General features: G+C 52.8%; 6 protein-coding genes. 3 read left to right on the top strand and 3 right to left on the bottom strand.

Translation table 11 applies throughout. The features are described 5' to 3' along the window. Nucleotides 1–516: 516 nt before the first annotated feature. Together BW940_RS19155 and BW940_RS19150 are read right to left on the bottom strand one after the other, a co-directional pair. On the bottom strand, nt 517–1029 hold the full coding sequence (locus BW940_RS19155; RefSeq protein ID WP_076610784.1) for a PIN domain-containing protein: 513 nt from the start codon (nt 1027–1029) through the stop codon (nt 517–519). After that, on the bottom strand, nt 1030–1320 hold the full coding sequence (locus BW940_RS19150; protein WP_076610783.1) for a UPF0175 family protein: 291 nt from the start codon (nt 1318–1320) through the stop codon (nt 1030–1032). It lies immediately after the preceding gene. Between the two features lie 839 nt (nt 1321–2159). On the opposite strand from BW940_RS19150, the gene BW940_RS19145 reads away from it, so the two are divergent. Beyond that, entirely contained in the window at nt 2160–3398 is a 1239-nt protein-coding gene (locus tag BW940_RS19145; protein ID WP_076610782.1) for an orc1/cdc6 family replication initiation protein, read from the top strand. Between the two features lie 256 nt (nt 3399–3654). Here the strand turns inward: BW940_RS19145 and BW940_RS19140 are convergent, their stop codons facing one another. Then, nucleotides 3655–4875, bottom strand: a complete 1221-nt coding sequence (locus tag BW940_RS19140) for a hypothetical protein (RefSeq protein ID WP_076610781.1) — start codon at nt 4873–4875, stop codon at nt 3655–3657. A 286-nt stretch (nt 4876–5161) separates the two neighbouring features. Here BW940_RS19140 and BW940_RS19135 point away from each other — a divergent pair, with 286 nt between their 5' ends. Beyond that, nucleotides 5162–7789, top strand: a complete 2628-nt coding sequence (locus BW940_RS19135; RefSeq protein ID WP_076610786.1) for a PD-(D/E)XK nuclease family protein — start codon at nt 5162–5164, stop codon at nt 7787–7789. Further along, on the top strand, nt 7786–10629 hold the full coding sequence (locus tag BW940_RS19130) for a UvrD-helicase domain-containing protein (RefSeq protein ID WP_076610780.1): 2844 nt from the start codon (nt 7786–7788) through the stop codon (nt 10627–10629). The genes BW940_RS19135 and BW940_RS19130 overlap by 4 nt, the downstream gene beginning before the upstream one ends. The last annotated feature ends 44 nt before the right edge of the window (nt 10630–10673 follow it).

Here is a 10673-nt window from a genome sequence, read left to right as displayed (position 1 = left end):
AGACGCTCAGAAGATCCACAGGCAACGACCAATCCTGCAAGAACAGCTCGCTACTACCATCCAACCGGCTGCTGAGGCTTAGCTAAAGACCAATGCGGATGGGGCCTTATTGACCGGGCCACAAGACAGCTATGCCGATGCTGAACCCCAGCAGGTGACGCATGGAACGAATGCGTCTTGAAACCTTAGGGCCGATACGCCTGGTCTGAAATCCCATGGTGGGATTCCCCCGCGTTCACGCGGGGGAGGAGGTCAAACTTCACTGCTCGTCAGCCTGTTGGGTATCGCCCCAAGAACAGATCCGGCACAGAATAAACCTTCGAAACAACCAACCAGAGACCCTCTCAAAACCAGATAGCCTCACAAGCACCTTCATTCAAACTTTCTTTAATGTTTCTTCGGCAACTACTGTTCACGCCGGGCGAGGATATCACTAGGGGCATCAAAGCGAGCGAAATGTGGAGCGGTCGTACCGAAGTTCTTTGATACTCTCCGTGCGCCTCAAGACGTGGTAGCTTACTGATCAAATGATTCGAATTTCTGAACGAGCTTTGTGTACAAATCTGGTGCACAGTACCAGCCTTCCTCAATCATCGAATCAATCATTTCACGCGCTTCAGAGACAGTTATATATCCCTGTTTAGCGCACAAGAGGACAATGTAGGCCGTCCCCCGAGTCTCGATGTCTTCAATTTCTGCAGCCGTTCTCCCATAGGCTTCGTCCATGACAGCAATCGCATCAAATGACGCAGCACATCCAAGTACTGCCACATCAGCATCACTCAAATTTGGGTTCTGTTGTAACCGGCCTACAAGCTGAGAGTCATCGACTGAAATGACCTCAAACAGCTCAGCATCGACGCACTGCTCAATACGGCGAGCATCGGTATACCCCTGCTCAAGACCGGTTGTTACGACCTCCGAGTGAATTTGCTGCGGAAGATAACACTGTCCATCAAGATTGGAAACAAGCTGGAGTTGGTTGACCTTTGCGAGGTAAATGAGCGGCGTCGCGTCGAAAACCCACATTCACAGGTCCTCGAGATCGTCTTCGAGGTGATCGCCTGACACCCACGTGATGTCATGATCCTTTGCGAGCTGGGCAAACTCCCAGACAGACATCTCTGCAAGTTGGGCGGCCTTCGTGAACGTGATCTCATCAGCAGCAAGCCGTTTGAGCGCTTGCTCACGACGCCACTCCTCGAGTCCCTCCGAGAGCAGTTTCCGCACTGCAGTGCTCCGATCCAGACGTTCTGCCTCGAGGTATTCCTCGAGTTCCCCCTCAAGGTCATCCGGAACCCGTGTCGATATCGTTCCCATGGCGTATGCTATGTTTGCATTGTATACAAGCGTTTCGCTCGTTCTAGTTGCCAGCGGTTCCATCGCCCGAGACAGTTTATAAATCGGACTCTTGTTCACTTGTTAATTAACCCATGCAGAACATCTTGCGGGTGTCAGACACCACTATTTCCACTAATATGCTCACATGATGAAGTGACGATCGCATCCCATCCACTCTCCCCCCACTGTTTCCAGTAAAGCTAGTAGCAAGAGTCCCCTGAGCTGTGGGGTTATTTTGTTTCACTAAAACCAAACTCAACAACAACCGTCCTCTAGCTCTCCTACGGACTAGCTCGGCCGCCAATGATATAAACTCTTCTCTAATTTAGAGTTCTCTTGTAATATACGGTTCTCTTTCGGAGCACTTTACTGGAAATAGTGGGGAGGGAGTGTTCCGTCGTTCTTATCCAGTGTACCCCTCTGTTGTCTACCGATTCCTATTTTCCTGGGTATACTGGAAACGATGGGGTCTGCGTTACATATAAATGGTTGCTTACTGGAAATACTGGAACCCTGTGCTTCTTCTCTTTTTTCTCTTCTGTGAGCATCCAACTGGAACCACCGAGAATTACTGGAAACAACGGGGTGAGTTTGATCACTCGTGAGTTGATGTCTTTACTGGAAATAGTGGGGTGTAGTGCTTCATCATATCAAAGAGGTCATTTTCATGACAACCCAAATGACTTTCATTTAATTGACTGGAAACAGTGGGGCCGATATCCGATAGTGGAACTCACGCCTCCTCATGGTTATACTGGAAATAGCGGAAACAGTGGTCGAAACAATTATAATTCTTGCCTTGATCAGTCGAACACAATATGACTCCACGATTCCAGCCGGACGACACACTGTACAAACGACGGAATACACTCAAAGTCGAGTACGTTCCAGACGATATCGTCGGACGGGATAACGAGATCGAGGAGTACGAAGCAGCCCTACAGCCGGTCATCAACGGGGAGTACCCCGATAACATCTTCATTTACGGCAAGACCGGTGTCGGGAAGACTGCTGTAACGAATTTCTTGCTAAACGAACTCCAGGAATCTGCAAAACATTTTGAGGTCGATCTATCTATTATCACGCTCAACTGCGATGGCCTCAGCACGAGCTATCAGGCCGCGATTAGTCTGGTAAATACTCTCCGAGAACCCGAACATCACATCGCCGAAACCGGTCATCCGCAATCCAAAGTCTATCGCCTTCTCTGGGATGAACTCAATAATCTCTCTGGGACTGTTATCATTGTTCTCGACGAGATCGACCACATCACGGATGATACGTTCCTCTACCAGATTACTCGCGCAGACAACAACGGATACATCGACAACATTCAGCTTGGCCTCATCGGGATTAGCAACGACTCAACATTCCGAGAGCAGCTTGACGCAAAGGTTCAATCGTCTCTGTGTGAAACCGAGATTTCGTTTCCGCCGTATGGAACTAAAGAGCTCCAGAAGGTTCTCGAACAGCGAGCAGATATCGCGTTCCACCAGAGCGCACTCGAGGACGGAGTGATTCCGTTGTGTGCTGCCCTTGGTCGACAAGATGGTGGAGACGCCCGACGAGCGATTACGCTCCTTCGGAAAGCTGGCGATCTTGCACGCACCGAAAACGCGGATTCAGTTATGACTGACCACGTTGAGCGCGCCCAGGAGAAACTCGAGGCACAGCAGAGTATGGATATCATGCGAGACCTCACCGAACACGAGCAACTCACTCTCTATGCGCTAACCACGCTTGCTGCTGAAGATGCCACGCCAGCCCGTTCACGCGTTGTGTATCAGCGTTACAAAGAATTCTGTGAGTATCAGGGTCGAGATCCCCGTACTGCCCGGCGGATGCGTAGTTTCCTATCTGATTTCGAGATTCTCAATTTAACACTCTCGCAGATGGTGCACCGCGGTCAGGACGGTGGGACATACCGTGAACATGAACTCAACCGGGACATCGCGACCGTTGTCGACGCGCTACAGACGGTTATCAGCGAATTCGGTGCTCATCGAAGTATCGTAGAATACCTTCCTGACTCCGGTGAAGAGTTTACTGCGATGTAGCGCAGGGATACTTCGCATCTCTCTAAAGACCAATGGTAGGCAGTGTTTCCCGGGGACTACGAATTCTACAAGTTACAATAAGCTAGGCAGAGTTATTTTAATAAATTTTGGCTATTATTTTTCGTTGAATCTCAAATCCTCAAATCGTTCAGCCCCAAGTGTCGAGCTGATTTGTTTACTTCGACAGATAGACTAATATTAGTCCGATAGTGGTGCTCTTTCTCGAATGTAAGGTTAGCACCCGTCGAAGCTCAAACTACTCAGAATCCTCGAGCAATTCACGAGGACATTCATCACCGTTTCGCCAGAACCCATCCGCCGGAACACGATGTAATCCGAACAACTTTGCAGCAATACTGGGTTCGTCTACGTGTTTCATTTCGAAGAACTCGACTGGCCATGGGTCCAGTTCGTTGCGGACGGAGAGGGATACGAGTTCGCGTTCCGGGGGAACCTGCTCTGGTCGCTCTCCTATCGGTGTGCCGCTCGGATCTATGAGGCGGCGAACGAACATTCCGGTATCGACTTCCCAAAGCCGATCGTGCTCGTCTCGCTGGACCCACAGTACGTAACAACGGTCGCTCGTATCGAAACGCTCCGCGATTTCCCTGTAGTCAATCCTGGTAGTATCGATCGAGGTGTGAGTTTTACATGCGATGATATCGCACCCTCTGTCCCCTGGATTGAGTTCCAGAAACGGGTCCCGAACCGTGTTTTGCTTCTGTTGTCGTTCTGCTCGTAGTTCGGACAACGACCGCTGTTCAAAAAGAAATTCGTACGTGGACAGTGGTGGCCCTCTATCGATGTCGGCGTAACTTTCAGTAGGAAAGTCGTGCTCTCGAATGAGGATCCCGGTGTCCAGCGATTGAACCTGCCACGCAGGTGCCTCCAAGATACGCTTCCTCCCTCCGAAGTGGTTGACCCACTCGCTTCCAAAAAATGAGAGCCAAGGAAGTCGTTCGATACCGCTTTCGGGCGGGTAGTCTTCGGGAAAGATTCCAAGCGGCGTTTCGTCATACACGTGGGTAAACGCGTACCAAGGATTGAACAGGTTGACAAAGCGGACGAACAATCCGACGAGCGTTTCCGTGCGATGTTCGACCAGTTGAAACGAGTGTTTATCAGTACTGTAGATATTTGCATGTGATCCCAGTATCCTGACGGCTACCTTAGACTTCGAGCCAACCTGGTGGAGATCAAAATGAATACTGAATTGAAAACCGTCAGGAGACCAGAATTCGAGTGATCCCTGCTCGGACGCACTGATCCGTTCAATGACTTCTTGCAGGTCTATTGCCTTCTCCTTCTGGTAGGCGACATCTCCCTCGTGTGGGGTTCGATACACATACTCATAACTGGTGTTCTTTTCGGGAACTGTCGTAAACCCGATGTTCTCAATGATCCGGACAGTTGAACGAATCGGTGTGTCGGGAAGAGAATCAATAAAGAAGTTGAGGCAAGGCCGTAATGCACTCATGTCAGGTGTAGTGTTTTTATGTGTATTCTTAATGCTTTGGTTGAACGGCTGATAAGAGGTGCGAATACGTGAATTTTCCCGGCCGTGCCACATTCGCGCTGTCTATTTATCACGGATGGTTAGGCATGTCATCAGCTGAGAGTTTCAACAGAGCCTGATCCACTTCGCCATTCGCACATCCAATAATATCAAAAATATACTATTTCTGACAAGCCAGTATCCGACCCCGAATCGCTAGATTGGCCCGATATACAGACTTATTGTGGAATACTATAACCTGTATATCGTGTCAATCAAGCGGTCGAAACCGATCGATCGGCTATACGAGGAGGTAGCCGAATACGATCTCGTCATTGTTCCCGACGCCCCGTTAGCAAGTGCACTCAACCGACGCCTCGAGTACCCCCACTTCGGCCCGTTCGCGATTACGCCACGCCGACTCGCTTCCAGACGCCGAGAAACGGCAGAAGACAGGCTGGCCTTCCTCGAGGTCATCAGTCAAACCGATCTCAACTGGAAGCAGGCGTCCTATGCGATCGGGAACGTACTCCAGTGCTGGGAGTATCAGGGCAGCCCCGATGCAATCTTCGAGTACGATGCGTTCGATACACCGGAAACACGGACTGTCGTCGACTGCATCAAATCACTCGAGACGACGTCGCGAACGCTCACTGAGTATCAGATCGACTGCGAGGAATACGAATCAGTGGCCGTCATCGGTGAACAGCAACTGACGAATCTCGAGCGATCAATCCTCCCCATGGAATACGACGCTGTCGACCGATTCTGTGATGACTCGTTCGAGCTACCGCCTGTCCGGATCTTTGACTCGCCGGCAGCAATCGTCGATGCCGTCCTCGATACGGTTACTCCAGAGAACGCCGAGGATATCGCGGTCGTTCTCGATGCGAGTAGTGAGTATTCGCCGCTTATCGAGGCAGCGTTCGAAGCCACAGAGATCCCATACTACGGCGGTCCATCGTTCACCGAGGATCAAGATCACCGAGCCGTCATCCAGCTTCTCCGGAGTACGATTGCGGGATCCGATACTCGTATCGGAACCGTGAAACCGCTACTAACCCGTCTCGGAACGACCATCGACGTCGACCACAACGAAAAACGTCTTTTCGAGGTCGATAACCCCGAACTCGAGTGGCTCCACGATTTCTGCAATCGAGCAGCAGAGCTCACGATCGGCGATGCACTAGACACCTACGAAAAACACGCTGCGTGTACGCTCGAGACGTTCCGAGCGGAACTCGAACGGCTCGGACTCCTCAACGAACCGATCACCGCAGATACTATCGACCGACTCACATTCTACCTCGAGACCTACGATGTCCCGATCGACCGGGAAAACGACGGCGTCCTCCTTGCCGATGCGAAGTCGGCGTCGTTTGTCGATCGACCAGTCGTCTTCTACCTCGGCCTTGACGAGAGTTGGACGCACAAATCACCGCAGCGACCGTGGGTCGATCGTGACGAAGAGTTCGACCGGAACCTCGACCAGTTCCAGTCGCTGCTCCAGAGCGGTGTCGACCAGTACTATCTCGTCCAAGATACCGCTGGCGGGGCGCCCGTAACGCCATGTCTGTACTTCGAAGACCTCCTTGACGTCGAGTTCGAACGCTTCAGCGATTTAGAGTCGATTCGGTATTCGCGAACGTTCCGATCGACAGAAGAAGGATTCGAGAAGGAGCCAATCAGTGTCGAAACCGAGCCAGAAACGACACTCAGCCAATCGAGCCTCAACTCATACGCGAACTGCCCTCGAGACTACTTTTTCGGACGACTCGTCGACAACCCTAACAAGGATTACTTCGTCGAGGGGAACCTCTTCCACGACTTCGCGGAGTTCGTCGTCAACCATCCCGAGTTCGTCGATGACGCTGTCATCGAGGAGATCGTCGATGTTATGATCGAAGAGACACGGCCATTCCACCGTGGCGTCGATCTCGCCACACGACGAACGAAGTATCGCGTTGGCCTCGAGACGATCGTCGACTATCTCGAAACGAATGCGCCGTCGGATACCGACTTCCTCACGCCCACAAGTAGCAGTGACAATTTCTTCGCGACATACTTCGACCGGCCGGTCGACTCTCCAGCGACCGAACGATGGTTTGAGGACGACGACCGTGGGATCAAGGGAAAAATAGACCTCGTACAGTCGGAGACACAGCTGGTCGACTTCAAAAGTGGAAGCAAGAAATCACCGTCACAGGTGATCAAACGCGCAGCAATTGATCCACCGAGCGATCAGCCGAACTTTCAGGCGTTGCTCTATCTGACCTACTACCGGAGCCTGCGGCCAGACGAACAACTCGAGTTCACCTTCTTCCACTTTCTCGAGACGCTTGACGACGTCGTCACGGGCGAGGGGACTCTCGATGACTGCCTGACGACGGTCACGTACCATCCACTCCCGTTCGACGAATTCGTTCAGTCACGAGCCGTCTTCGAAGCACTCCGCGAAGAGGCACCGAACGATTGCAACAAGACGTTCTCGAAGACGAGCTACGAGGACTATCGGGCAGCGTTCGACGCTCACCAACCACCCAGAACACGAGATGCAGATGAGATTGCCGATTCACCGTTCGGGAACGCACTTCTCGAGCGGATGATCGAAGGCGTCGGCGACTACAAGTACGTCAAAAAGGGCTGCATGCAGGCATTCAGACACCTGTGTGGCTACCGCAAGGAGGGCTACTTCGTCGAGGATCTCGACGAATTCGAGCGGTTCATCGATGACCAGCTCGAGGAACTGAACCGATATCGCCGCGGTGACTCTCGGTTCCCCGTCGAGGGACGAGCAGGTGAGCCAAACTACCGATATGTGGACAACCGCGATATGATTCTGACAACAGAACGTGCGACCGATGACCCGGCCGACGAGACAGAGGTGACCCGATGACGGCACCGAATCCGAAACAGCGTGAGCTCATCGAAAGCACAGAGGGGCTGTATCTCGTTGATGCCGGCGCTGGGACCGGCAAGACGTTCACAGTCACTCGTCGCTACGCGAATATCGTCTCACAGGACGACGTAGAACCGGATGATGTCCTGTTGATTACCTTCACTCGCAATGCAGCGACGGAGATGAAAGACCGCATCGTCGCCAACTGCGACTACGATATGCGGGCGCTGACGGACGCACCGATCCAGACCTTCCACAGCCTCTGTAACGATATCCTCGAGCAACACGGCTTCCATGCGCCCACGCATCTGGGGATCGACGATGCAATTACTGGCTCAACGCAGATCCTCGAGAACGAGACGATCGAGCGTGAGTACTTCGGGGAGTTCATCAACCAATTCACCGATGAGCATTCGGAATACGATGACCTGTTCCGGTCTCTCTCGGAACCAACAGAGCTGCTAGGTCTCATTAACAACCTCGCAGCCAAAGGCGTCTTCCCGACCACCGACGGCTGGTATCGTGACAGTGATCGATATCTCGAGGGCGACTTCGACGCGTTCCAAGAGCTGTTCGACGAACTGAATCAGCCTCGAAACGGCGGCAGTAAACAGTCGAAGCTCCGGTCGAAACTCGGCCAGTATGGCAAAAACAAGTGCTATCTCCCTGATGCACCCGATCGATCGGAGCTGCGAGGGCCACGTGGCACGAAGGCGGTCCCCGACGAGGTCGCCGAGCGAGCCTTTACTGAAGACCGCGAGCACCTCATCGAATTCATCCACGATATCTACATTGAGTATTTGGAGTTTGCACTTCGGCGAAACTACCTGAACTTCTCGTTCCTCCAGCTCTTCGCGTTCGTCCTTCTCTGTGAGGATGACGAACTCCGCGAGTCACTGGAGTTCGAGTACGTGATGATCGACGAGTTCCAGGACTCGAGTGAGATTCAGTTCAAGCTCTCGCTGCTACTTGCTGGGACGGACAATATCTGTGTTGTTGGTGACTGGAAACAGAGCATCTACTCGTTCCAGTATGCAGCGATCGAGAACATCACCGAGTTCGAGTCACGCCTCGAGCGATTCACAGCCGATCTGAACAATGACGCCGAGCGCGTTTCATTCCCACTGGAACCGATAACCAGAATCGAACTCGAGCAAAACTACCGATCAACTCAGGAGATTCTCGATTTCTCAGAACACGCCCTCGTAACCCCAGCGAGTAGCCGTGAATCAATTGATCGAGAAGCGATCCGCGAACAGGTCGTTTCACTGTCGTCAAACACAGAGCACGAACACTCACGGGTCGAAGCGTTCCAGCACGACAATGAACACGAGGCGATCCTAACAAAGATTCAGGAAATCGTCGGGAACGACGCCTATGCAGTCGAAGACGATGGCGAACTACGGACACCAGAGTATGATGATATCGCAGTATTGACTCGAACACGAGACTTCGGGCGCGATCTGCTTTCCGTCGCCGAAGAACACGAGCTACCGATGGCATATGAGGGCGGCATCGAACTCTTCCGGACTGATCAGGCCAAACTCCTGCTTGCCTGGTTGCGTATCCTCGAGACTGATGCAGACAGAGGCTGGGCAGTCGTCCTCGAACATGCTGGCTACACACTCGACGAGATTGACCACATCCTCGAGCACGAGGCTTACCCAGAGAATATGGCGGTGTTCCGCACAGCGCTCGCAGCACTCGAGACCACGAACGCCATTGCACGACGGATATTCGACCGCTACGGGTATGACGGGTCGACAGCGGACGTGATCCTCACGACGATCCAGTCGGTCCACAACGCGACGACGATGACGCTCGGTGATCTGATCCGCTTCATCGAACAAGGAATCGAGTCGGGACACACCGAGGAGGTCCACGCTGCGGCAGGAACCAATTCGATCACTGTCCAGACGATTCACTCGGTCAAGGGACTCGAGCATCCGATCGTGATCCTCGGGAACATGAACAGCGGGAAGTTCCCGCCTGCTGGCGGACAGGACGGGACGATTACGTACTCCGAGCTTACCGGGCTCCGCCAGCGCAAGTGCTATGCCGAGGCTCATGGCGAGCCCCACATCTACGACAATTGGCGAACCGACGTCCTGAGACGATGTCAGCTAACGGAAGCCGACGAAGAACGCAGGTTGCTCTACGTCGCAATGACACGTGCAAAGGATCACCTGCTGTTTTCGGCTGGCGACGATCCGAATACGTTCCTCGAGGAGTTGCCTGTCGACATCGACCCACTTGAGCCAGCAGTTGATACTGAGCGTGTCGAAGACACTGTCCAGTCACAACTCACCGTGTCAATCCCACAGCCAAACGGTCCTGATGGGTACTCGCCTCACTCGCTAATGGGCGACGAGGTCTACGAAGACGTAGGTCAGGGAAGAGGGCAGGAATTTGGCTCGTCGGTTCACGAGTTCGCAGAACAGTACGCTCTCGGAGACGACGTTGATCCTCGAAACGAGGATGAACAGAATATCAAGGAGCTTCTTGATTCGCTCGAGGGGACCCTCAGAGTCGAAGAACAGGTGTATCTGCCGCTCGAGATAGACAGTGATCAGGTGACGGTTTCCGGGGTTGTGGACCTAGTTCATGTGATGTCCGACCGGGTGGAGATCATTGACTATAAGACCGATCAGGGGCGTTACGCAGAGTCGGAATATCGAACGCAGCTCAGCGTATACTATCACGCACTCGATGCGTGGTTCGAGGGTCGAGACGTGAGTGCCTCTATCTATTATTCGGCGATGGACTGCCGGGTCGAGATTGAGCCGCTCTCGAAGGAAGATCTAGCGGAACTTCTTGAGATCCAAGCGCAGCAATGAGAAAACGCCTCGAAAGCTGGCTCTGATCGGTCGTGACAAGCCAG

It is taken from the genome of Natronorubrum thiooxidans, assembly GCF_900156475.1.
Classification (GTDB): domain Archaea; phylum Halobacteriota; class Halobacteria; order Halobacteriales; family Natrialbaceae; genus Natronorubrum; species Natronorubrum thiooxidans.
This window is presented reverse-complemented; position numbering and strand designations above follow the sequence as displayed.